Origin of the sequence: uncultured Metabacillus sp. (assembly GCF_947503125.1) — a bacterium.
Taxonomy (GTDB): domain Bacteria; phylum Bacillota; class Bacilli; order Bacillales; family Bacillaceae; genus Metabacillus.
Genome location: NZ_CANNCR010000004.1, coordinates 159,419 through 183,137, shown reverse-complemented (window position 1 = coordinate 183,137; position 23,719 = coordinate 159,419). Strand labels below are relative to the sequence as shown.

25 protein-coding genes are annotated in these 23,719 nt (G+C 37.7%); 18 read left to right on the top strand and 7 right to left on the bottom strand.

Going from position 1 to position 23,719, the window contains the following annotated elements; translation table 11 throughout:
* Positions 1-42: 42 nt before the first annotated feature.
* Both Q1B07_RS05315 and Q1B07_RS05310 read left to right on the top strand, forming a co-directional pair.
* Positions 43-666 carry an SGNH/GDSL hydrolase family protein gene (locus Q1B07_RS05315; protein WP_299089615.1) on the top strand — a complete coding sequence of 208 codons (624 nt, stop codon included), beginning with the start codon at positions 43-45 and terminating at the stop codon, positions 664-666.
* 163 nt (positions 667-829) lie between these two features.
* The gene (locus Q1B07_RS05310; RefSeq protein WP_299089617.1) at positions 830-1,837 is read left to right on the top strand and encodes a peptidoglycan-binding protein; all 1,008 of its coding nucleotides are present in this window, start codon (positions 830-832) and stop codon (positions 1,835-1,837) included.
* Between the two features lie 486 nt (positions 1,838-2,323).
* Here Q1B07_RS05310 and Q1B07_RS05305 read toward each other — a convergent pair whose 3' ends face one another.
* Positions 2,324-3,193 carry an AraC family transcriptional regulator gene (locus Q1B07_RS05305; RefSeq protein WP_299089618.1) on the bottom strand — a complete coding sequence of 290 codons (870 nt, stop codon included), beginning with the start codon at positions 3,191-3,193 and terminating at the stop codon, positions 2,324-2,326.
* A 147-nt stretch (positions 3,194-3,340) separates the two neighbouring features.
* On the opposite strand from Q1B07_RS05305, the gene Q1B07_RS05300 reads away from it, so the two are divergent.
* The 9 genes from Q1B07_RS05300 to ybaK all read left to right on the top strand — a co-directional run bounded on the left by Q1B07_RS05300 (position 3,341) and on the right by ybaK (position 10,615).
* On the top strand, positions 3,341-3,679 hold the full coding sequence (locus Q1B07_RS05300; RefSeq protein WP_299089619.1) for a UxaA family hydrolase: 339 nt from the start codon (positions 3,341-3,343) through the stop codon (positions 3,677-3,679).
* A complete protein-coding gene (locus tag Q1B07_RS05295) occupies positions 3,676-4,836 on the top strand; it encodes a UxaA family hydrolase (RefSeq protein ID WP_299089621.1) in 1,161 nt (386 codons plus the stop codon). Before Q1B07_RS05300 ends, Q1B07_RS05295 begins: the two co-directional genes overlap by 4 nt.
* Positions 4,837-4,854: 18 nt before the next feature.
* Positions 4,855-5,649 (top strand): 3-oxoacyl-ACP reductase family protein, encoded by a 795-nt coding sequence (locus Q1B07_RS05290; RefSeq protein ID WP_299089623.1) that lies wholly within the window; start codon positions 4,855-4,857, stop codon positions 5,647-5,649.
* 25 nt (positions 5,650-5,674) lie between these two features.
* Positions 5,675-6,448: a glucose 1-dehydrogenase gene (locus tag Q1B07_RS05285; protein ID WP_299089625.1), complete on the top strand. Its 774-nt coding sequence runs from the start codon at positions 5,675-5,677 to the stop codon at positions 6,446-6,448.
* 168 nt (positions 6,449-6,616) lie between these two features.
* Positions 6,617-7,513, top strand: a complete 897-nt coding sequence (locus tag Q1B07_RS05280) for a fumarylacetoacetate hydrolase family protein (RefSeq protein ID WP_299089626.1) — start codon at positions 6,617-6,619, stop codon at positions 7,511-7,513.
* Positions 7,514-7,657: 144 nt separating this feature from the next.
* The gene (locus tag Q1B07_RS05275; RefSeq protein WP_299089627.1) at positions 7,658-8,461 is read left to right on the top strand and encodes an arylamine N-acetyltransferase; all 804 of its coding nucleotides are present in this window, start codon (positions 7,658-7,660) and stop codon (positions 8,459-8,461) included.
* A 332-nt stretch (positions 8,462-8,793) separates the two neighbouring features.
* A complete protein-coding gene (locus tag Q1B07_RS05270; RefSeq protein ID WP_299089709.1) occupies positions 8,794-9,306 on the top strand; it encodes a methylated-DNA--[protein]-cysteine S-methyltransferase in 513 nt (170 codons plus the stop codon).
* Positions 9,303-10,121 carry a radical SAM protein gene (locus Q1B07_RS05265; protein WP_299089629.1) on the top strand — a complete coding sequence of 273 codons (819 nt, stop codon included), beginning with the start codon at positions 9,303-9,305 and terminating at the stop codon, positions 10,119-10,121. Before Q1B07_RS05270 ends, Q1B07_RS05265 begins: the two co-directional genes overlap by 4 nt.
* A gap of 23 nt (positions 10,122-10,144) precedes the next feature.
* Positions 10,145-10,615 (top strand): Cys-tRNA(Pro) deacylase, encoded by a 471-nt coding sequence (ybaK, locus tag Q1B07_RS05260; protein ID WP_299089630.1) that lies wholly within the window; start codon positions 10,145-10,147, stop codon positions 10,613-10,615.
* 56 nt (positions 10,616-10,671) lie between these two features.
* Here the strand turns inward: ybaK and hprK are convergent, their stop codons facing one another.
* Entirely contained in the window at positions 10,672-11,592 is a 921-nt protein-coding gene (gene hprK, locus Q1B07_RS05255) for an HPr(Ser) kinase/phosphatase (protein WP_299089631.1), read from the bottom strand.
* Between the two features lie 208 nt (positions 11,593-11,800).
* On the opposite strand from hprK, the gene Q1B07_RS05250 reads away from it, so the two are divergent.
* Together Q1B07_RS05250 and Q1B07_RS05245 are read left to right on the top strand one after the other, a co-directional pair.
* Positions 11,801-12,061 (top strand): phosphotransferase, encoded by a 261-nt coding sequence (locus Q1B07_RS05250; RefSeq protein WP_299089632.1) that lies wholly within the window; start codon positions 11,801-11,803, stop codon positions 12,059-12,061.
* On the top strand, positions 12,051-12,815 hold the full coding sequence (locus tag Q1B07_RS05245; RefSeq protein ID WP_299089633.1) for a phosphotransferase: 765 nt from the start codon (positions 12,051-12,053) through the stop codon (positions 12,813-12,815). The genes Q1B07_RS05250 and Q1B07_RS05245 overlap by 11 nt, the downstream gene beginning before the upstream one ends.
* Positions 12,816-13,001: 186 nt before the next feature.
* On the opposite strand, the gene Q1B07_RS05240 is transcribed toward Q1B07_RS05245, so the two are convergent.
* Complete coding sequence (locus tag Q1B07_RS05240) at positions 13,002-13,838, bottom strand: helix-turn-helix domain-containing protein (protein ID WP_299089635.1); 837 nt, start codon at positions 13,836-13,838, stop codon at positions 13,002-13,004.
* A gap of 125 nt (positions 13,839-13,963) precedes the next feature.
* On the opposite strand from Q1B07_RS05240, the gene Q1B07_RS05235 reads away from it, so the two are divergent.
* The 3 genes from Q1B07_RS05235 (at position 13,964) to Q1B07_RS05225 (ending at position 17,556) form a co-directional block, all read left to right on the top strand.
* Complete coding sequence (locus Q1B07_RS05235) at positions 13,964-14,959, top strand: Gfo/Idh/MocA family oxidoreductase (protein WP_299089636.1); 996 nt, start codon at positions 13,964-13,966, stop codon at positions 14,957-14,959.
* 20 nt (positions 14,960-14,979) lie between these two features.
* Entirely contained in the window at positions 14,980-15,921 is a 942-nt protein-coding gene (locus Q1B07_RS05230) for an aldo/keto reductase (protein WP_299089637.1), read from the top strand.
* A gap of 219 nt (positions 15,922-16,140) precedes the next feature.
* The gene (locus Q1B07_RS05225) at positions 16,141-17,556 is read left to right on the top strand and encodes a HEAT repeat domain-containing protein (RefSeq protein ID WP_299089639.1); all 1,416 of its coding nucleotides are present in this window, start codon (positions 16,141-16,143) and stop codon (positions 17,554-17,556) included.
* A gap of 2 nt (positions 17,557-17,558) precedes the next feature.
* On the opposite strand, the gene Q1B07_RS05220 is transcribed toward Q1B07_RS05225, so the two are convergent.
* The 4 genes from Q1B07_RS05220 to Q1B07_RS05205 form a co-directional block, all read right to left on the bottom strand.
* Positions 17,559-18,401: an AraC family transcriptional regulator gene (locus Q1B07_RS05220; RefSeq protein ID WP_299089641.1), complete on the bottom strand. Its 843-nt coding sequence runs from the start codon at positions 18,399-18,401 to the stop codon at positions 17,559-17,561.
* Positions 18,402-18,557: 156 nt separating this feature from the next.
* The gene (locus Q1B07_RS05215; RefSeq protein ID WP_299089643.1) at positions 18,558-18,737 is read right to left on the bottom strand and encodes a hypothetical protein; all 180 of its coding nucleotides are present in this window, start codon (positions 18,735-18,737) and stop codon (positions 18,558-18,560) included.
* 274 nt (positions 18,738-19,011) lie between these two features.
* Positions 19,012-19,563, bottom strand: coding sequence for a DJ-1/PfpI family protein (locus Q1B07_RS05210; RefSeq protein WP_299089646.1), 552 nt, complete (start codon positions 19,561-19,563; stop codon positions 19,012-19,014).
* Positions 19,564-19,864: 301 nt separating this feature from the next.
* Positions 19,865-20,050: a hypothetical protein gene (locus Q1B07_RS05205; RefSeq protein WP_299089648.1), complete on the bottom strand. Its 186-nt coding sequence runs from the start codon at positions 20,048-20,050 to the stop codon at positions 19,865-19,867.
* A 283-nt stretch (positions 20,051-20,333) separates the two neighbouring features.
* On the opposite strand from Q1B07_RS05205, the gene Q1B07_RS05200 reads away from it, so the two are divergent.
* Both Q1B07_RS05200 and Q1B07_RS05195 read left to right on the top strand, forming a co-directional pair.
* Positions 20,334-22,142 carry a sensor histidine kinase gene (locus tag Q1B07_RS05200; RefSeq protein WP_299089650.1) on the top strand — a complete coding sequence of 603 codons (1,809 nt, stop codon included), beginning with the start codon at positions 20,334-20,336 and terminating at the stop codon, positions 22,140-22,142.
* A complete protein-coding gene (locus tag Q1B07_RS05195; RefSeq protein WP_299089652.1) occupies positions 22,117-23,715 on the top strand; it encodes a response regulator in 1,599 nt (532 codons plus the stop codon). Before Q1B07_RS05200 ends, Q1B07_RS05195 begins: the two co-directional genes overlap by 26 nt.
* Positions 23,716-23,719: the final 4 nt, after the last annotated feature.

Below are 23,719 nucleotides of genomic sequence, written 5' to 3'. Positions count from 1 at the left end.
ATTTACTTAGAAATGAAATACAATATTAAGAGGAGAATAAAAATGAAAACGAGGAAGATTTTACTGATTGGCGATAGTATTACAGATTGCGGCAGACGAGAAGACCAAGAGGGATTAGGAAATGGGTATGTAAGACTTATCCATGATTATTTAATCACAACCTACCCTTCTGCTAACTATCAAATTGTTAATACAGGTATAGGCGGAAACAGAGTCACGGACTTGGCTGCAAGATGGCAAACAGACGTTATTGACCACCAACCTGATTATGTTTCCATTTCAATAGGAATAAATGATGTATGGAGACAACTTGATCGTCCTGAAATTGAGCAAGTACTTCCTGAAAAGTTCTCCAGCGTGTACAAAGAACTTTTAACAAAAGTAAAAGAAGAAACAAATGCACACATTCTTTTAATGGAACCAACGATTATTGATGAGGATGTTAACTCAACAGGAAATAAACTATTAAAGGACTATGTGGAAATTGTCCATCAACTTGCTAAAGCATTTGAGGCGACACTCATTCCAACTCATAAAGCATTTATCGAGTATTTACAATCTGAAAGTACATATAAACTTACAACAGACGGTGTTCATATGAATTCAGCTGGGAATATGCTAATGGCAACTACGTGGCTTCGAACTGTTGAAGAGCTTTTAAAATAAGTAAAAAATTAGTGGCTGACTCAAATGAAGAGTCAGCCGCTTTTTTTGCGTTTTTTTAAGAAAATGGTCGGAAATTGTTTCCAAAAAATTCAAAAAAACATAAAACATTTTTTTATATCATGCCGTCTAATTAATTGTATCGACAACTTAGGGGGGAACAGCATTGATTAAAAAATGTTTTTTACTTTTTTTAATGGCCATTCTTATGTTTTTTAGTGTTGGAAAGATCTCTTCCAGCTCTGCAGCAGGCAACAAATTTATTATCATCAATAAGGCAACTAATCAGCTTGCTTATTATGAAAATAATCAGCTAAAAAAAGTATTTAAGGTAGGAACGGGAAGAAGTCAATCGTTAACACCAGAGGGAAAATTTAAAATCGTCAACAAGATTAAAAATAGACCCTATTACACAGGGGGGATTCCAGGCGGGGATCCGCGTAATCCACTTGGCAACAGATGGCTTGGAATAAATGCCAGGGGAACATGGGGAACGACCTACGCGATTCACGGCAACAATAATCCTAGCTCAATTGGCGGCTATGTGAGCAGCGGCTGTGTACGAATGTTTGATAATGAGGTGGAATGGCTGTACAATCAAGTACCAGTTAATACGCCAGTTATTATTGTTTCTTCTGGAAAATCCTTTGATTCGATAGCCGTTTCTTACGGATACAAGGTTACTGAAGGTTCAGTTCCAGTTACGGCAAATGGGTCCATTCTGAAAAAAGGGGACAGAGGGCCATCTGTTGCAGACCTGCAAAGAAAGCTTACGGCATTAGGTTTTAACACGAAAGGGATCGATGGAATATTTGGTTCAAATACAGACAAAGCAGTTCGCCAATTTCAAAGAGCTCGAAATCTAGTAGTAGATGGGATTGTCGGTCCTGCAACGAGAAAAGCGCTAGGTGGCACAACGGTGACGAAGCCAACATCGCCTTCTTCTTCAGAGGGTTCAGACTTATTCAAGAGCGGCAGTTTAAAAAGAGGGGACAGAGGCGCCGCAGTAAAGGAGTTGCAACGTATTCTTACTGCTAAAGGGTATAATACAAAAGGCGTCGATGGAATATTTGGAGCAAACACAGAACGAGCAGTGCATCAATTTCAAAAGGCGCACGGTCTAGTAGCAGATGGCACAGTTGGACCGGTTACTAAAAAAGAATTAAGAAAATAAACGAAAAACCAATAGGCTGCCCAGGAAACCTGGCAGTCTTTCCTTTTTTTTGAAGAAGACATATAGGGCTTGTTTTACTGTTGTGTAAAGCGGGAAAAAGGTGGAAAATCACGTGCGAAACAACGTGATAACAATTAATTGCTTTTCAAATCTTTGACTTTCTAGTTATCTCCTATTAAAAGGTTGAAAAACCTTTTCTTATAATATCAGAATTTATATATTTTCTTAACATAGCTTGCGTTTCTGAATCTAGCTCCAGGCGCCATCGGCTCGAGGTCATAAGTCAAACAGGAATTGAAGGTAAAGTACACCTTCTATTCCTGTTCGCCTTATGCTTGTCGCCGATAGGCAGGCGCCTTGCGCTTTTTTTATAAATAGCTATTGCGGCTGTCTCAATTTGCCTCTAAAGTAAACCTTACTATAAAGGATTTCATATGGTCCTCTATAATATGTGTATAAGGAAACTGAGACAGCCGCATTATGTTTTTACATACTCATCTTCTTACGATACTCCGATGGTGTCATCGAGGTCAGCTTCTTAAATGTTCGAAAGAAATGGGGCATACTCGTAAATCCACATTGTTCTGCAACTATTGAAATCTTTTCATTACCACTACTAAGAAGGTCCTTTGCTAATAAAATCCGTTTCATAGCAATATAATCAGTCACATTAATGCCAATCAGCTGTTTAAAGACACGGCTAAAATGAGCAGCTGAAACGGAAAACCGTGTTGAGAGTGAATTTAAATCTAAATTCGAGTTTAAATGTTGATCAATATAAATTAATGCTGCTTTAAACCATTCGGGACCGAAAGAGGAGACTTGGTTAGTAACTCTTCTTTTCCAGGTAAGGCAATGTCGATTTAGATGAAGCAATGTCACATGCAACCATAAAAGGATGGCATTCACTTGGTCCGGGTTTTCTGTCTCCACTTCATTCATAAGCGTATCGATATATTCTTTTAATTGAAGGAGATGGTTTGATTCTAATGAGTATTTATAATTCTTCTCTTTCTTTGATTCCTCAAAAATCTTCAAATATAAAAAACTCTTTCCAAAAATAGAATTATTTAGTAGGGCGGGACTAAAGAAAATAGCAGTTGATGTGAGGGAATGACCCTTATCTGGTATGCCACGGTGGATCGTATTACTTGGAATAATGATCAGGTCATCTTTCTGTAAATCATAAAACGTTTGGTCAATGAAAAATGTCCCTTTTCCTTCATGAATCATCACAATTTCTAACCATTCATGAGTATGCTCAGGCAGTTCATGCTGAAGTCCTTTCGTTTGTTTATAGACCATTTGGAAAGGAAATGATTTTTCAGATTCAAATTGTTTTCGAATTGGCATCATTTTTAACGAACACCTCACTCATACTCTTATTTCTATAATATATCAAAATTTGATACAAAGAAGTCAATTTTGGCAATTTTTATAACAATATACTGCTGATAGACTGATAAATAAGGAATAACTTTCGATTGAAAGGAAGAAAAAGATATGGATGAGAAATCATTTGCTGAAGGAATCTCATGTATTGTGATGAATCGAAATGATAGCGTTGTCACATTGCTGCGCTCGGTCAGTAAAGGTGAGGTACTATCATTTCAAATCGAAGACCGTATATGTACATTAACAGCTAAACAAGATGTAGCCTTCGGTCATAAACTAGCTCTAAAAAGAATAGAAATTGGGGAAACAATCCTTAAATATGGAGAGTCAATTGGCGTTGCTGCAGCAGTCATTGAACAAGGAGAGCATGTTCATGTACATAACCTAATCGGTGTTCGCGGCCGCGGAGATCAATCATTTCATGAAAAAGGAGAGGTGAAAATATGACCATGATCAAAGGATATCGCAGACCAGATGGGAAAGTAGGGATCCGTAATCATCTGCTGCTAATGCCGACAGTGATCTGTGCCAATCAAGTCGTAACTCGCATCCAACAGCAGGTCTCAGGATCGGTAGCGATTCCGCATCAGCATGGCTGCAGCCAGGTAGGTGATGATAAAGAAAGGACACATAAGGTTCTTGTTGGGATGGGAAAAAATCCGAATGTTGGTGCCGTTTTAATTGTAAGCCTTGGCTGTGAGGTTATGAATGCTGAGCAAATTAGAGATGAAATTGCTGAGACGGGAAAGCCGGTGATATGGATTGATATTCAAGACGAGGGCGGTTCTGTCAATACTATAAAAAAAGGAACAGAATTGGCAAAAGAACTTTCAGTAAAAATAGCAAAAATTCCACATGAAGATATTTCTCTTTCAGAGCTAATTGTTGGAGTAAAATGCGGCGGATCTGATGCCACATCGGGGTTATGCAGCAATCCTGCCTTAGGAGTGACATCGGATCTGATTATTAAACAGGGCGGAAGCATCGTCATGGGGGAAACAACTGAAATTATCGGTGCGGAACATCTTTTAGCTGAAAAAGCGGTAAATGAAGAGGTGAAGAAAAAGCTATATGATTCAATTGCCAAATTTGAAGCCGAGATCGAACGTATGGGGGTTGATATGAGGGGCGGAAATCCTAGTCCTGGAAATATTGAAGGAGGATTATCAAGTATTGAGGAGAAATCATTAGGATGTATAAGTAAAGCTGGTACAGCTCCATTACAAGGTGTCATTGATTTTGCCAGTGAGGTGCCAGGCAAAGGTTTCTATTTTATGGACTCGCCAGGAAATGATATTGAATGTGTCACAGGGATGGCAGCGGGCGGCATTCAGCTTGTATGCTTTACAACCGGCAGAGGGACACCGACTGGGAATCCGATTGTTCCGGTTATCAAGATTTCCGGGAACGAAGTCATGGCGAAGCGAATGGCAGACAATATTGATGTTGATACAAGTCCTGTTTTACAAGGGAAGGAAACGCTTTATCAAGCCGGGGAAAGGATATTTGACGAAATTGTCAGCGTAGCATCTGGGCAACTAACAAAAGCAGAGATTTTAGGTCATCAAGAATTTAGTATCAGCAGAATTGGCATCAGTTTATAGGGAAGGAGTGGAATAAAATTGAAGCGCTTACTAAATAAGATTTCTTTAGTTACAGGAGGTAACCGTGGCATCGGAGAGGCGATCGTCATGAGATTGGCTGAAGAAGGAGCAGATGTAGCTATCAATTATTACACTGATAGTCTAAGAGAACAGGCAATAGCAGTTCAGAAAAAGGTAGAAGAGCTTGGCAGGAAAGCCATGGTGATAAAAGCCGATGTTGGCAAGAAGCAGGATGTGGAAGCTATGATCATTGCTGTAGAGGAGCAGCTTGGCGAAATTGAAATCCTGGTTAATAACGCTGGAATTGCCCCTTTTGAGCCGTTTATGCAAGTAACAGAAGAAACTTGGGACCGTACATTCAATACAAATGTAAAAGGGATATTCCTTACATCTCAATTAGCTGCCAAACGGATGATTCCTAAGCGCAATGGGAAAATCATTAACATATTATCAACTGCCAGCCTAATGGTAACAAGTCCAGTCATACCGCATTATCAAGCATCGAAAGCAGCCGGTCATATGCTAACAAAGGGGATGGCGATCGAGCTAGGGAAATATAACATCAATGTAAATGCAGTGGGACCAAGCACGATTGATACAGATATGTGTACCGATTTTCTTGCTGACCCGGAAATCCGCCGCCAAGAAATTGAAGCAAACCCGATGAAACGGTTGGGAACAGCAAAGCAAATCGGAGATGCAGTCGTGTTTTTAGCTTCAGATGAAGCGGAACAAATTAATGGCCATTTATTAATGGTTGACGGCGGCTTAACAGTTAAAGCGGCACAGCCAGATGATCATTTGGAGCATTAACCTACGAAGGAGGGGATAAAAGAATATGAGATTGAAAGATAAAGTGATCCTGATTACAGGTGCCGGATCAGGTATTGGTAAATGTACAGCTTTACTTTTTGCAAAAGAAGGAGCATCTGTTATTGTTAATGATTTAAATGCTGAGAGCGGCAAAGAAACGGTAACCGAAATCCAAGAAGCAAATGGCGATGCCTATTTCATTCAAGCCGATGTTACAGATGCAAGCTCTGTTAAAGTAATGGTCGACGAAGTACTAACCAAATATGGACGTATTGATGTATTGTTTAATAATGCTGGGATTAGTGGAGTCGGCAAGCTTCATGAAGTAGATTTAGATGCGTGGAACAAAACAATCAATGTAAACATCAATGGCGTCATGCTGCCAAGCAAATTTGTACTCCCGCATATGATAGAACAAAAGAAAGGTTCCATTATTAATATGTCTTCATGCATTGCCGAAATGGGACTAGCTGACCGTGCATCCTATTCAACCACAAAAGGTGCGATATTAGCCTTAACGAAATCAATGCAGGTTGACTATGCTGCTTACAATATTCGTGTAAACGCGATCTTACCAGGAACCATCTTAACTCCTTTTGTAGAAAATTATTTAAAGCAATCTTATGAAAATCCGGAAGAAGCAATCGAAAAGATTAAGACCCGTCAATTAAGCGGTGATTTAGGCAGACCTGAGGATGTGGCTTATGCAGCTCTTTTCCTAGCATCAGAAGAATCAAGGTTTATGATGGGCTCTCCGCTTTATATTGATGGCGGTGTTGTATTTGGCAAGGATGCATAAATAAATAGTGTTATTTTTTGAAAATGTTTTTGCCCGAATACAAGAAAGGTTTTCAAAAGTTGTTTCGGCTCTTGAGGTCAGAGGACAGATTAGAAGCAATTGGTGACTTCCAATTGCCTGATTTAAAAGACACACAGATTATCGTAATAAAATGAGGAGGAAATTTCTATGAAACTCGTAACGTTAATAAAAGAAGGTAAGGTAGCATTAGGTGTAAAAATTCAGAAAGGAATCATCGACGTTGAAGCAGCCTTAAGTGAAAAACCAAATGATCAAATTCAACCAAATGTGATGGAAATTATTGCAGGCGGTCAGGAAGCTGTTTCTCAATTAGAAGATTATATTTCTACTCTTTCAGTATCGAATGATGCTGCATATCTAAAAAATGAAGAAGAAATTCAATGGGGACCATGTGTCACACAACCGAATAAAATCATTTGTGTCGGATTAAACTATCGCAAGCATGCGGATGAAACAAATGCTCCATATCCGGAAGTGCCGATTTTATTTAATAAATTTAATAATACATTAACTGGCCATAAAAGAGAAATTGCTGTTCCAAAAGTAACCGAACAATTAGATTACGAAGTAGAGTTGGGTGTCGTTATTGGAAAAAAAGCAAAATATGTAAGCAAAGATGAAGCATTGGATTATATATTCGGCTATTGCACAGTCAATGACCTATCAGCACGTGACTTACAATTAAGAACACCTCAATGGCTGCTTGGCAAGACCTGTGATGATTTCAGTCCGATGGGGCCATATCTCGTAACAGCGGATGAAGTGGGGGATCCTAACAACCTTCAATTAAAAACGTATGTAAATGGTGAAGTCCGCCAAGATTCAAATACGTCCGATATGATCTTTTACGTAGATGAAATTGTTAGTTACATATCACAGCATATGACACTTACACCAGGGGATGTGATCTTAACAGGTACCCCAGAAGGCGTTGTTTTAGGTTACCCTGTTGAAAAGCAAGTATATATACAGCCTGGAGACGAAGTCACAGTTGAAATTGAAAAATTAGGTACATTAACCAATACATTTGTAGAAGAAAAATAATAGAAGAAACTTTATCAATTGGCCGATATATTTGAAAAGATTTCGCTGATTGAATGGTTAAATCAATTAGATATGCTTTTCATCTAAGATGAATAACAACCCTTTTTTAAAAAGAATCATAATTTATAAGAGGGACTGATATAAGTGAAGCATAATCAAGCTGAAATAAAGACAGAAATTCACGGGTACCTGAATAGAATTGGTTATGATGGTTCAGTAGATCCCAGCTCAGCAGTACTTGAAAGTTTGCAGGAATGCCATGTTCATACCGTACCGTATGAGAATTTTGATATATTGGAAAAAATACCATTATCATTAGAAATTCAAGATTTATATGACAAAATTGTTATTCGCAGACGGGGTGGATATTGCTTTGAATTAAATGCTTTGTTTGGTTGGTTATTAAAAGAGCTAGGCTACCAAGTCATTGATTGCTTTGCCAGATTTTGGCGTGATGAACCAAATCCTCCGCCAATGCGGAGACATCATGTATTACTTGTTGAGGCAGAAGGGGAGAGGTATCTATGTGACGTTGGTGTAGGTGGTGTTGCTCCGAGAAGGCCAATTAAAATGATAGAGAATTTGGTGCAGGGACAAGGCAGCGAGTTTTATAAACTAAAGCGGGATTCCACATATGGTTGGATTCTTTGTGAGCAAAGGCAGGGAAAATGGAATTGGCTCTATTCTATTTCTGAAGAACCTCAGCTGGCAATTGATTTTATCACAACCTCATATTGGTGTGAGAATGCTCCTGAATCGATCTTTACCCAAGCTGCAATGGCAGCAATTCGAACAAATGAGGGAAGGAATACGATAGCTGGAAATGAATTTCGCATTTTTACAGAAGATGATGTTCGTACATTCACCCCGAATACGAAAAAAGAATATGCAGAAGCGTTACGTGATTATTTTGGAATCGTATTAAATAATATGGAAAAGATTAATTAACATAATGAAAAATAATATGATAATGAAAAAGCAGATCTTGCCGCGATAAGGTAAGATCCTTTTTAGGAGTCGAGAGGTGCAATCCTAAATCCTCTTTACTCTTTAATTTTAGCACTAGCTTTGTCAACCAGTACGATTTTAATACGATTTCCATATAAAGCCGTCATCTCTGGTACCTTGTAACCTGTTATAAGTTCAAAGATAAGAGCATTATCCCTTAAAAGAGGATATAATCTAAGGGGAGGGTGATATTTGAAGGCCAACGCATAATTGACCGGACAATCACTACGCAATTTTCTTGAGAGATTAAAAGGAGGCAATGAAACGTGAAAATCGACACGAAGCCTACTATTTATTGGTCATTGCTCAATCATAAACATTGGAACATCTATCTTGCGGCAACAGAGAAAGGATTGTGCTACGTAGGCTCACAAAATATGCCGAAGGACGAATTAATTGCATGGACAGATAAACGATTCCCAGGAAGCCTTGTGATAGAAGATCAGGAGAAGCTTAAGCCTTATGCAAAGGAGCTCATTGAGTATTTTGAAGGGGAACGAACGAGCTTTACAAATTCTTTTGATTATCATGGAACAGATTTTCAAATGGCTGTGTGGAATGCCCTTAGTGAGATTCCATTTGGAGAAACCAGAGTCTATTCAGAGATTGCACAGGCAATTAATAAACCAGCTGCTGTTCGTGCAGTGGGAGCTGCAATTGGAGCGAATCCAGTGTTAATCACTATTCCCTGCCATCGAGTTGTTGGGAAAAATGGCAAGCTTACAGGTTATCGCGGCGGATTGGAAATGAAGACAATGCTTCTGGAGCTTGAAAACCAACGATGAAACATGAACTTTTCTATAAAAATCCGAAAACGCTTCTTAATAAAGGGACGGGCTTTCTTGCTGGTTATACTCATTCATTAAATCCGTATACAGGCTGCTCGTTTGCTTGTTCGTATTGCTATGTGCGGCAAATGCCTGTATCGCTATTTAGAGAAGGTGAATGGGGAAAGTGGGTTGACGTCAAAAAGGGTGCTGCCCGTATACTAAAGAAGGAGCTGCAAAGAGCGAAAGAAAAAGGAAAGGTTACAATTTTTATGTCATCAAGCACAGATCCCTATCAGCCAATCGAACATAAGGAAAAAGTAACACGTTCTTTACTGGAAGTTATGGCAGAGGATCAGCCGGATTTCTTGCTAGTGCAGACAAGAAGTCCGCTTGTCCGCAGGGATATCGATTTGCTTCAAGCCTTAAAGGAGAAAGTCCGGGTAAGTATGACTATTGAAACCGATTCCGAAACGATCCGAAGGAAGTTTACTCCTGATGCTCCTCCAATTGCTGCTAGATTAAAAACATTAGAGTTATTAAGAGGGGCAAAGATACCGACACAAGCAGCCATTGCCCCAGTTCTGCCAAGTAGTGAAGCTTTTCCTGAAACGTTAAAGTCTGTTGTTAATCGAGTCTGTATTGATGATTATTTTATGGGAGATGGCAGCGGCGGAAAGCGCACAAAAAGGCTTGGAATTCAAGCGATTTATGAGACACTAGCCTTAGAAGAATGGTATGGTCCTATTGCATATAAAAAAGTATATGATAGGCTAGCGCGTGTATTCCCAGAAGATCAATTATATGTAAGTCAGCGAGGATTTGAGCCGTAAAAGGAAAGGAAAAAGTGAACAAAATGAGCAGTAAAACGAATGCAATGAGAATTCTAGATGGGAAAAAAATAAAATACGATATTTTAACCTATGATGCACAAGATGGGTTAATACATGGAACGGCTGTCGCAGAAAAAATAAATAGAGCAATGGAAACGGTTTTTAAAACCTTAGTGGCTCATAGAGAAAAAAACCTCTACATCTTTGTTATTCCTGTAGCTGAGGAGCTTGATTTAAAAAAAGCTGCCAAAGCCGCAGGTGAAAAAAAGCTTGAAATGCTTCCAGTAAAGGAACTACAAAAATGGACGGGATATATTCGCGGCGGTTGTTCGCCTATCGGCATGAAAAAAAACTATCCGACATTTATTGATAGCAGTGCAAGCCAGGTAGATAAACTGATTGTAAGTGCAGGAAAGATAGGGATGCAAATCGAAATTGAACCTGAGCTTCTTGTCGATTGTGTAGGTGCAAAAATTGTAGAATTAACAAAATAATATCATGAAAAAAAGTTAATTCTCCTAATTATCAATATAAAAGAGGAAAAATGAGATCAGCTTGAATCAGATTCAAGCCGTCTCATAAACTCCTCTGCAGCACTGTATCCCTGCTGTTTTAGAAGCCAATTATTTGCAGCCGCTTCAATTAATCCCGCTACATCACGTCCTGGCTGGAGTTGAATTTCAATATGAGGAATTTGCACCCCCATATATTCTGTGAATTTTGGTTCGTGTTCTAATTCATTATTAAGCGAATTTTTTTGCCATTTTGTCAGTTCTATATCGAGTGCGATCCTTGTTTCATCCTGAAAAGCTTTTCTTCCATATAAACGGACCACATTCAACAAACCAATACTGCGCAGTGCAAGAAATTCTTTTGTTTTCCCATCATGGGTACCGAGTATGGTTCTTGGACTGAGCTTTTTCAACACGACAATATCATCTGCAATCAGCCTGTGACCTCTTCCTATCAAAGTGTGTGCCGTTTCGCTTTTCCCTACGCCAGATTTTCCTCGAAGTAAGATGCCAATTCCATATACATTGACACATACTCCGTGAATGGCGATTTCTGGGGCAAGTGTTTTGACCATATAAGCATCAAGCCTTGAAATAAACTCAGAAGTCGTTTGAGGCTCATTTGTGCATAACAAAGGAATTCTCTCTTCTTTACAGTATTGAGTTAAATACGTTAGCCCTTCTTGCCCGGCAGTCACGATAAAACATGGTGGGTGGTATTTGACGATATTTCCTATTCGCAGCTGACGTTCTTCAATGCTTAACTTATGTAAATAGGTAATTTCTTTTCTGCCAAGAATTTGAACCCGTTCAGTTGGAAAAAAGTCAAAGTGACCGACGAATTCCAAACCCGGACGATGTGACCGTGATTGTGTAATTGGTTGTTGGAGTTTATCTTCTCCAGCTAATACTTTTAATGAAAACGTTTTAACTAAATTTTCAACTGTTAATAATTTCACCTTTATGGAACTCTCCCTCGTTAATAACTTTCTAATTTTTACCAAAACATGGAAAAGGAGGATTTTATTTCGTTTAGATAGAATCTTTCATAAACTCCGGAAAAATTTGATAGTATAATCGTACTTTAACATCTGTATGATTTCTAGTAAATATCTTCCTTTGCATAAAAATTGAACAATTTTATCGTAAATAATTGGAGGCAAGAAAATGGAAGCAGCGGTTGAAAAAATATTTTCGAATAAAATGATAGAAATAGCCGGAAATTTTTTTGGAATCAATTCTAATCGTTTTAAAAAACTAGGTGAAGCAGAGAATTATGTATTTGAGGTTTATCGGGATGAGACACCTTATATTTTAAGAATGACACATCAATCACATCGACCAAAAGAACAGGTACTTGCTGAGTTAAAGTGGATCGAATACTTACAATACAATGGAATAAAGATTCCTAGAGTGATTGCTACGTGAAAATAATTTAGTTGAAATTGTAAAGGGGCTTGATGGGACAAACTTTTATTGTTGTTTGTTTGAAAAAGCTCCAGGTGTTCAGATAAAAATAAAAGATGAACAAGTAAACGAAGAGTTATTTTTTGCATGGGGAAAAACAATAGGAAAGCTGCATCAGAAAACAAAAAGCTACAAGCCAAACTCTGAATATAAAAGGCTTGATTGGTATGAAGAAGAATTATTACATGTAAAACAGTATCATATCGATGCTCCGGAACAGGTTGTTCGCCAACAGGAATTCATCCTAAAGCAATTGCAAGCCCTTCCTGTTCATCAGGATAATTTTGGTTTGATCCATTCTGATATTCATCACGGAAATTTTCATTATTATGAAGGAAAGATCTATGTTTTTGATTTTGATGATTGTTCATATCATTGGTTTGCTAGTGATTTGGCGATACCTTTGTATTATTTGATCTGGAGTTTAGAACGTGAAGGTGAAAAAGACCTTAAAGAATTTGCTGCGAGCTTTATGAGGGCTTTTCTAAAAGGGTATGAGACAGAAAATCAACTAACACTTCTTGATTATGAAACAATCCCGCTATTTTTAAAATTAAGGGATTTAACTTTATATAGCTTCTTTTATAAAAAATTGGATTTGAAGCGTGCAGATCCACAATTGATCAAAACCGTTCAAAACATTGAACGGAGAATAATAGAAAATCGTGCTATTGTTCATTTTGACTCGAAAATGATTTTAAGGGATAAGAGATGAACATTTTCAAAAAAAGTAGATAAAGTATTAATTCTTAGCTGCTATATCTTACCCGAGTATGTTCGGCCAGCATCTAGTTGCTCAGGACTTGATGATAGAGAACATCTTCTATTCCTGAGCAACAGCATTGCTCCTCGCGATTAGGGAGTTGCTATACTTTCTAGACATACATCCTACTCCAATGTCTTATGATGAAAAAAGCTTTCGATATTCAGTCGGTGTCATCCCTTCTTGTTCAAGAAACCGTTTATTAAAATAACTAATACTCGGATACCCCGCCTTATAAGCAATATCCTTAATTGTCATATCTTTGTGATCTAGCAGCCATTGCTTACTCATCTGAAGCCGGCATAACGTAATAAAAGCCATCGGTGTCATTTGCGTAGCCCGTTTAAATAAACGGCAGAAATAATAAGTACTCACACCTGCTTGCTCTGCCCAATAATCTAATTCAAATGGCTCGCAAGCCTTTCTTTGCATTAATGGAAGCAGAGGCTGAATCCGATCATCGAGCTCTTGTCTTCGATCAGAAGTTCTTGGCACCACGTTTGTAATGAATTCCATCAAAAACGTATAGGTAAGAGTGGACAAGCGAGACAGATGGAGAAAACTATTTTTCTCTGCTTCTAAAAGTAGTTTCTCGTGGGCATCTTCTACCGGTTTTATATGCTTCACATTCCAAAGTGAATAACGATGAAAACCTTTCTCCGATAAAAACTGATTAAGGATACTCCCATAAAAATGAACCCAGCGAATATTCCATGGATCATTCTTGCTGCTATAGTATCGCTGTTCTTGCATTGGAAAGTACAAAAAAGCGTCCCCCCGTTTTAATACATATTGCTTTCCATCGGCTTCCACAAACCCCGTTCCTGATAGAACAAAATGGATACTAAAATTATTCAATGTACCTACCTTACGATCGACATCATGCTCAGGTGCATCATAGTACCAGCCGATTGATTCAGGAAGAATCATATATTCATGGTCATTTAATGTAGGCAGTAAATATTGTCTATGCAAAGCGATCACTCTTTCATAGCAAAATTGTTTCATATATAGAGCAATAAGATTTTATTTTTATTTTAATCTTAGTCTTATATAATGACAATATAGTATTAACTAAGACTAAAAAGGAGAGGAACGGAATGAAAAAGATTCGTTGGGGGATCATGGGTTCAGCAAGTATTGCTAAGCGGGCCGTTATCCCTGGAATTCAACAGTCTGAAACAGGAGAAGTTTCTGCGATTGCTAGTCGCGGACTAGAAAAAGCACAACAAACTGCAGAAGAATTGAAGATACCAACAGCCTATGGAAGTTATGAAGAGTTACTTGCTGATCCAAATATTGATGGCGTTTACATTCCGCTGCCAAACCACTTACATAAAGAATGGACAATTCGTGCAGCTGAAGCAGGAAAACATGTATTATGTGAAAAACCATTAGCGATCAATGCTAGTGAAGCTGACGAAATGGTTGCAGCATGTGAAAAAGCGGGCGTTGTTTTTGCAGAAGCATTTATGTACCGTTATCACCCTCGTTATATGATGATTCAAGAAGTAATCCAATCAGGAGAAATTGGAGAGCTCCGCGGCATCCACGGAACCTTTACCTTTAACAATGCAAAAGCTAAAGGAAATGTTCGCTATAAACAAGAATGGGGCGGTGGCTCGCTGTATGATGTAGGGGTTTATCCAATTAGTGCAGCACGGATGCTGCTTGGCCAGGAACCTCAAGCTGCCACTGTCCACGCCTTTTTTTCTGAAGAACATGATCATGTAGATATGATGGCATCCGGCATCCTTGAGTTCGACAATGGCGTCGCTCTTACATTTGATTGCGGGATGTGGGCAGCCTTTAGAAATACGCTTGAAATTCTTGGTACAGAAGGCCGTATCGAGGTTCCTTCAGCATTTGTTGTTAATCAAGATCAATCAGACAACTTTTATGTTATATCAAAAGACGGAAAGAGAGAGGTTGAAGTTCCTCGTTTGAATCAATATTCCTTACAAGCAGATGCATTAGGGAAAAGCATTTTGACTGGTGAGCCTCTTCCTTTTCCAGCAACAGATGCCATTTCGAATATGAAGGTTCTTGATGCATGTTTAACATCGGCAAAAGAACGCCGTCGTGTTGAAATCTAATAATCTAGGAGGAATGAGTAATGAAAACAATTAAGATTCCAGGATTAGATAAACCGGTAACGACTCTTATTCAAGGGTCCGACTATTTTAGACCAAGTGTTTATGAAAGAGTATGCAGTGTATTAGATCGTTATTTTGCAATAGGCGGCAATACCATTGATACCGCTTATATCTACTGTGGCGGCGAAAGTGAAGTGGCAATTGGCCAATGGATGAAGGATCGTAATAATCGTGAAGATGTTGTCATTCTTACAAAAGGAGCACATCATGATCAAAATGGTCCACGTGTTAATCCGGAGGCCATTTCTAAAGATCTATTTGAGAGCTTAGAGCGCCTTGGAACAGATTATATTGATTTATATGCATTACATCGTGATGATCCTAATGTACCAGTCAGTATCATTATCGATGCTTTAAATGAACATATTAAAGCAGGGCGTATCAAAGCAATTGGCGGATCCAATTGGACAGTGCAACGCTTGCAGGAGGCAAATGAATACGCAGCAGAAAATGGACTTGTTGGCTTCACCTTCAGCAGTCCTAATCTAAGTTTAGCGAAAGCAAAAGAACCTTTCTGGGCGGGCTGTGTTTCAGCTGATGCCTCTGATTGTGCATGGCATAAAGAACACCAGCTGCCGATTCTATCCTGGTCTTCCCAAGCAAGAGGCTTCTTTACCGGCCGCTTTACACCAGAAGATCGAAGCAATGAAGATCTTGTTCGTGTATTTTATAGTGATGACAACTGGGAACGCCTTCGCCGCGCAGAACAATTAGCGAAAGAGAAGGGAGTTACTACGATTCAAATCGCGCTGGCATATGTATTGAATCAACCGTTTCCTACTTGTGCTCTTATTGGTGCACAAAATGAGGAGGAATTACAATCATGTTTTGAAGGCTCAAAAATTGTGTTGACAGAAGATGAAATCAACTGGTTGGAGCATGTTGAAAAAAGTGTTAGTTAGTAATCTTTAATTCTCTATACCTTTTAAACAATCAGGTACTAAATCAAAGAGAAAATGACTCTTATGGTTTAAATACCTGATTTTTTTATGGAGAACATTTAGGCAAAAAACACCTTAGTTTTGTACAAATGTAAATGAATTTTCTCTATGTTTTTCCAATTTTGCTTCTTTTATAATAATCGTGAAGCTTCAATGAATGTTAAAGGAGGCAATAAAGGGATGGCTGGTGAAAACAATCCGCTTTTATTAACAGATGAGCAAATGAGAAGATTTATAACAGATGGTTTTCTCGTTTTAAAAACCGATTTTTCTAATGAATTCCATGAAAGATTAAATGAACAGTTATTGAAAGTGTATGAGGAAGAGGGGAATCCAGGAAATAACTTATTACCAAGAGTAACAGAGCTGCAAAGAGTATTTGAACATCCGGTTATTACGGGAGCACTGACAAGTGTTCTCGGGCCTGATTATATGCTGCATGCCCATCGACATGGTCATTATAATGCCTCATCAGTGCCAGGAGGTTGGCATAAGGACAGTTATTGGGGCTATAACCGCATGCGGAACCATCATCCGTGGTGGGCAATGATTATGTATTTTCCACAGGATACACCAGCGGAATTGGGTCCTACCGGTATCCTGCCTGGTACCCAAAATTACGACTCCCGCGTCTTTGAGTCTGATGAATTGGATCAAGAGGTATTAGCATGTGGAGAAGCAGGTACATTTGCTTTAATACACTATGATATTTGGCATCGTGCCACACCAAACACACTTGGAAACCCGCGATTTATGCTTAAGTTTGAGTTTATGCGCACAAAAGCACCAACAAAGCCAAGCTGGAACAATGTTGAAAGCGCGTGGAAGCTTCCTGAATCCACTAGCGCATTATTTGCCCAGCATGACGTAATGTGGGAAGAAACTTGGAATTGGTTATCAGGGAAAATTGGCAGCATGGCATCAACTGCAACATGTTCGTCCGATTTGATCGAAAATAAGCTAAGTTCGTTAGAGGATGAATTCGAACCAGTTGCATTGAATGCTGCTTATGAGCTTGCATGTTGTGGGAAAGCTGGTGTCCAAAGCCTGTTATCAGCTTTGCAGCATGATAATAGCAATGTGTCGCGGCTCGCTGCTTATGGGTTATCGATTGCAGGAAAAGAAGCAATTCCAGGTTTAATCCAAGCATTGGATCATAGCAGAACCTCAACAGTAGTGCGCGCGATTTTTGCTCTTAGTGAAAAGAGACATCAGGCTGCTGAAGCCGTTCCTGCTCTTAACCGATTACTAGAAAATGCTTCGGTGATCGTTCGCAGATCAATTGCAGAAGCACTTGGAATGATCGGCAGTCCGGCTAAGGATGCTGTCGGCGGATTAATCCGTTGTTTACAAGATGAGGATGCACAGGTTCGCTTTATGGCAGGTCTTTCGTTATCAAGAATTGGTGCATCAGCAGACCTGGCAGTTCCTCAATTGGAAATCGCTTTGCAGGATGAAAACCGGTATGTACGTGCTCATGCAGCAGAAGCTCTTCGTTATATTGGGACAGAGCAAGCAAACAAAGCGTTGATTACGTTTTTATTTAATTCAAGATGGTGCCCGACTACGACACCGGCAAATACGTTTTATCCGTAAATCTACTTCGGATTGATCCGTGATTTTGCTGATAATTCACGAAATGAAGTTGGAGAAAGTCCTGTAAGTTCTTTAAATACTCTTGAAAAATAGGAAAGCTCCATCCCTACTGAATCGGAAATTGATGAGACATTTCGTTCACTAACGATAAGTAACTCCTTTGCTTTTTCAATTTTTCTGCGGTTTATGTATTGAATCGGCGAAGAACCAGTAAAATTCTTAAAAACGGAAATAAAATAATTTGGATGGAAGTTAGCCATTTGTGCAAGAGATTCCACAGATAAATTTCCATCCAAATGCTCTTCAATATAGGTTAAAATGACATCCATTTTATCAAATGAAGGGGATGCATTCATTTTAAAATGAATCGTCTGGCTTTTCTCAAGGAATACGGCAATGATTTCGAGCAGGATGGAATGAACACGGAAGGTGCTAGAAAGGCGATCACTATGCATGTACGAAATAAGTTGCTGGAATTTTTCTTCTAGTTCAAATTCTTCCGGCTTGATAAAAACGGGTGTCTTCATTAGTTGAAATAAATGAAAATCACCGATTTTCGCAGTGAAATGGCACCAATATTTTCCGAACGTATTGTCGCTTATTGTTCCATATGATTGAACAGAGCCCGAAGGCAGTAAATAAAGCTCACCAGCTTTAGGATAAAACGTCTCATGATTTACTTTGACGAAACCTTCACCTTCCATGATGTAATAAAGCTTATTAAAATCAGTTGTATAATTTTCATCACGCCAAGATTTAGGGACCTTTGTATAAGCTGCAATGGAAACATCCAATTGTACATTTGCGAGATTTTTCCCTAAAAATGTTCCTGCCCGATTTTCCATCTGATTCTACCACTCTCTTTCTATTAATTCTTGCAAAAATAGAAAAAACCGAATAAGGGACTCATTAATGTCCGATATTCGGATCAATGTTTTAGAAGGTATGTTGAAATAAAAACTTTAGAAAGAAAAACAAAATTTCTGGAAAGTAAAAAGAAATCAGTAAGCGTTTTCATATATGACGCCTTTAAATTTTATCTTAAGATGTGAATTGTCACCTTTCATAAAATCCTTCTTCATATCTTTAATTCGCTTCACTGCATCTGTCATACCGGCAGCATTGATTTTATGTTCTTTTGTTTCATTACCTGTATCTATTAAAAAAACAAACTGTTTCATCGTTGTATTCTCCTTAGGTGTATGATTGACTAAATTTTATTATATTATAAAACAAAATCTATTTTTTTGTAAGCGTTTTTAATGAATTTTTTTGAACAATTTGTGAGCGTTTTCGAATATAGGTCAAGTGCAAGGTTTGTTAGGTTACAGTGGGGAAATTAGCTTAATGAACGCAGTCGAAAAGGAAAATAAGTCAGCGACCTTATTATTTTGAAAAAAAGTAATAAGGTCGCTTGTTAACGTCAATTCATATTATGCTATGTGGTATCTGACATTATTTCAGTAATTTAATAAATTCCCGCATAAACCCTGGCAGATCAGGCCACGCATGACCGGAAACAAGGTTCTTATGAATGTGTAAAGTTTCTTCAATATAGGTACCGCCACATGCTATTACATCGGGTTTACAAGCAATATATGCTGTATACTCCCGGCCCTTCATTAGATCTGGTACGACCGTTAGCACTTGTGCGGCATGACAAATTGCACCAACAGGCTTATTTTCTTCAAAGAAGTGACGGACAATATTCGGCAAGGATTCGTCTAAGCGGATATATTCAGGTGCGCGGCCACCAGGAATAATTAACCCGTCATAGTCTGATGGATTCACATCTGCAAACGATAGCTGCGAATCGATGCCATAAGCAGGTTTTTCAACATATGTCTCCATACCTTCAATAAAATCATGACTGACCGTTTGCAGTTTTTTTACAGAAGGCGAAGCTATCGTTACATCAAATCCTTCTTCCAGACATCGGTAATATGGATAAAAAATTTCAAGCGCCTCAACAGCATCTCCAGTAACAATCAGTACTCTCTTACTCATGAACAAAACCTCCCGTATCTCTTTATATAGTGGGTGACACCTGACATGTACCCTTTTCATGTAATCAATTCGACAATTGTATATGATTTCCTTTTTATTTAAACGATGTTGAAGTTTGTTGTTAAGACGTTAATTATATAATTTGCTAATTTAAATGATTGATCTTACACTCACTCTTTAGTCTTCCTAGATGATTGATCGGAAAAAGTTACCTAATCTTCTTTAACAAATGTGATAATAAATAAGTAAAATAAAATGGATGCCTAAAAAGGATTTTAGACATCCAAACACTAACGAGAAGTTAGAAAAGGTAAAGCGCAAATGCAATGACCACAAGTATTCCTAAAATAATATAAATCCATGAAAGCCTGGAGATATTCCCCTTTGTTGCTTCATCGTAATTTTGATCACCTTTTCCACCTAATAAAATAGTGCCAACTAATGATAATAAACCAATAATTATGACTAAAATAATGGCTAGCTTCATAAGGGCTTCGCTCCTATAAAAGAAGTATTTGTATTATTGCTTATATCATAATAGTAGCTCAGTTTATTGTGAATTTCTATCCTTTAAAGAGTGTGATGCCAATAAACTTATCGTAAATTTGTATAAAATATGACGAAGGAATAACAAAAGGATCATATGGCAAGATGTGAGAGGCTATGATAAATTTATAAAAAAAAGATTACTGAAAATAGAGGGACTAAGTTTGAATAAGGCAAGTATCCCTTTGCTTATTCAATTTTAAGTGTTTCTCCAGGAGGGGCAAATGTTTTTTTCACTTAGAAATCGCCTGTTTATTATTTTTACGTTATTACTAACGGTGCCATTCCTGCTTTTGTCTATCATTATTCCTACTTGGTTTACATCGGTCATTGAAGAACAAACAAAAGACTCAACAGTTGAAATGATGGATCAGTACTCGCTATATATTGATTCCATTACGACCCAAGCAGAAGATCTTGGAAAACAAGTCCTTATCAATCAAGCAACTCAACAGTGGTTAAAGACAGAAAAAGAAAAGGAAAATGTATCAAGTGCGCAACGGTTATTAATAAAAAACCAATTGAAAATGCAGCTATCATCGATGATGGTTAATAATTCAAATGGAATGTCGATCTCCGTTTTTTTAAATAATGGGACAGGTACATGGGGGAATATACCGGAATTAAAAGACATGACGTGGTACAAAGATTTTTTAGACAATGATCAAAGATGGGTAAAAACTCATAAAGACGCCTTTCAACTTCATCAAGAAATGCGTGAAAAAAACATGAATAGTTATCTGATCCCTTTGTTTGATATGAATATGTTAGAGTTATCCGGAATTATTAAAGTAAGCTTTCCATCATCCTTGCTTGAAACCGCCTTAAGCAAAATCAAGCTTGGAGAAAGCGGTCGAGTCTATTTATTAGATCAACAAGGATTGAATGTTTTATCAAGCCAAGTACAAACACCTAAAGAAGTCATTAATAAAAGCTTTAAGAAAATAACCAGCGACAGTCAGGATAAAGGCTTGATCGAAACAGGCTACAATGGAGAAGATTATCTCGTATTCTATCAAAAATTAAAAGTTGGAGACTGGGTTCTCATTAGCGAAATTACCAAGGCGGAGTTATTTGGCAAAATCAATCAGTTACAAAAGAATTTGTTCATCATAAGCGCTTTAATTTTTTTGAAAACGATCATTACTTCTTATTTGCTTTCTTCTAATATTGTTAGTCCTTTAGGTAAGCTTACAAAAGCAATGAGATTTGTAGAAAGAGGAGATTTTGCCGCAGCAAAAAGAGTAATGCCTCCAATAAAATCTTATAATCATGAAGTCGGATATGTGATAAAGGTTTTTAATCGTACAATTGAACAACTCAATCATTTAATCCAAACAGAATATGAAGCAAATATTCGAAGAAAAGATGCTGAATATAAAGCGCTATTATTACAGATCAATCCTCACTTTTTGAATAATACACTCGAAATTATTGGAGGATTAGCCGTCCAAGGCAAAAAGAAAGAAGTAATGAATGTAAGCATTTATTTGGGCAGGATGATGAGATACTCATTAAACACGGAAACAGACGTTGTTAAATTAGGTGAAGAAATTACCTATATCAGAAGTTTCATAGAAATTCTAAAAATAAGGTATGAAGGTGCTCTCACATATGTAATTGAAGAAGATGAAGCAACAAGAACGATACCGATTATTAAATTTATTATCCAGCCGCTTGTAGAAAACGCTGTGAAATATAGTTTCATAGAAAAAACAAAAGCCGAAATAAAAGTTAAAACAGAATTGAAAGAAGATCTCCTTACCATTCTAGTAGAAGATAAAGGGGCAGGAATGTCTAATGTGGTGAAAGGTGACATCTTAAATATCAATAAAAAGAATGAAACAACACATGTATTAGAAAGCAGAGGCAACAGCATAGGCCTTAAGAATGTCATCAGTCGATTACATTTATATTACGGAGATCGTTTTACTTTTAACATCCAATCTGAAGTGGGGAAAGGTACAAGTATTACATTATGTATAAAAGTTGCAGAGGGGGATATACATGATGAAGGTTATCATCACAGATGATGAAATTCAAATTCGTAAAGGGCTGCGAATGAAGATTGATTGGGAAGAGGAAGGCTTTAATATTGTTGGGGAAGCTGCAAATGGAAAAGAAACACTTGAATTATTAAAGAAAATCAATGTTGATGTTGTCATAACGGATGTCAGAATGCCAATCATGGATGGGATTGAATTTGTTAAGAGATGCCATATCGAGCATCCTGATGTGAAAGTGATCGTGTTATCCGGCTATTCTGATTTCGAATATGTAAGAACATCACTCGTAGAAGGAGTAAAAGATTATTTACTAAAGCCGGTGGCTCCTGATGAATTAATTGATGCTTTAAAAAGAATACAGTATGAAATAGAGGAAGAAAAGAAAAAACAACTCGAAACCGAAAGAATGAACAGATTGGTTCATAATCAGTTAGAAGAAATGAAAGAACAATATTTGCTTCATTTAGTCAAAGAGGAATGGTCTGAGCTTACGATTGCGATAGAGAGATTACAACAGCTTCAATTAGCGGAATTTGCAAATATAAATGCGCGTGTTCAGTTTTTCACTGTAGAAATAAGAGCTTCTGATTCCAACCCAAAATTGGTTAAGGAATTATGGCTTCCGTTTACGATGTTGTGCAAGGAAATCTCTCAGGATTATAAAGGAACGTACACTTTTTATGATGCAAGTTATGCCAATATGCTTCATTTTATTCATCTGATCGATTCTGAACATCAGAATCAAACAGCCAGCATCGTTCAAATCATTCAAAGAAATGTGAAGAAGTATTTAAATGTTGAGACGGTTGTTGGAATTGGCAAGATTGTGACAGGTATTACAGAGTTTAAAACAGGTTATATTTCAGCATTGCTTTCATGGAGCCAAAGTCAGCCCGGCACATATTCCCAAGTGATTGATGGGACAATTACGAAAGAAATCGTTGAGTTTTCTTCTTCTGTTGAGAAAAAATTGGTTAATTCAATTGAAAATGTCAATCATGATGAATTTAAGAAAAATATGGAGTCGATTTTAGGTGAGAGCCATAATCATTCCATGATGTCTTTTTCATTTGTTGCCAATCGAATATTATTTTTATTAGGTTCACTTGCAACAAAATATGATCTTGATACAAACGAAATGATATGGACCTGCCAACAACGGATTTGGGAGCTTAATGCTCATAAGAGAGTAATGGAACAGTTGATTGAATTAGCAGAATTGATTATAGAGAAAGTAAAAGACGCCCGCTATTCTTCAAATGGGTTGGTTATCGTAGAAAATGTCCGCCGTTATTTGGACAAGCACTATGCAAGTGAAATATCTCTTACGACTTTATCAGAAAAGTTTCATATCAACAGTGCTTATTTATCTGAAATCTTTAAACAACATGTTGGGAAAAATTTTAGTGATTATCTCGTCGAATTGCGAATGACGAATGCCCGCGAGTTTTTGAAAGACGAACAGTTAAAAATTATCGATGTGGCTTACCTGGCAGGGTTTTCAAATTCCGGTTATTTTAGCACTGTTTTTAAAAAGCATTTTGGTCAAACACCAGCTGAATTCCGTAAGTCTCTACAGCTGAATCAAAGTGTAAGGTAAGGGG